The sequence below is a fragment of the Adlercreutzia equolifaciens genome, from assembly GCF_029076695.1.
GTDB lineage: Bacteria > Actinomycetota > Coriobacteriia > Coriobacteriales > Eggerthellaceae > Adlercreutzia > Adlercreutzia equolifaciens_A.
On sequence record NZ_JARFIK010000429.1, the window covers coordinates 1 to 299 of the forward strand.

Annotated in this window: 1 protein-coding gene; it reads left to right on the plus strand. The window is 58.9% G+C overall.

Going from position 1 to position 299, the window contains the following annotated elements; genetic code table 11:
* Positions 1 to 169 precede the first annotated feature (169 nt).
* Positions 170 to 299: hypothetical protein (locus PZH32_RS14320; protein WP_428994054.1), on the plus strand; the 130-nt coding region annotated here is incomplete at its 3' end.

Here is a 299-nt window from a genome sequence, read left to right on the forward strand (position 1 = left end):
GGCAGGAAGGGACGAAGGCGTGGCTAGGCCCGCTTTGGGGTGCCGCGAGACCGCGGCGTTTTGAGAGCGGCCGGGTCCGTGGTGATCTCCCGCACAAAGAACAATGGATCCCCGGGGTGGTGTAGAAATCATCTTCAGTTACCGCGATTCACCCATGGAAGGGATTCCCATGTCGAAGAAAATAGCTGTCATCGATGGCAACTCGCTGATGCATCGCGCCTATCACGCCGTGCAGACGCCCATGACCGCCAAGGAAGGCACGCCTACCAACGCCGTGTTCTGTTTCTTGTCCATGCTGT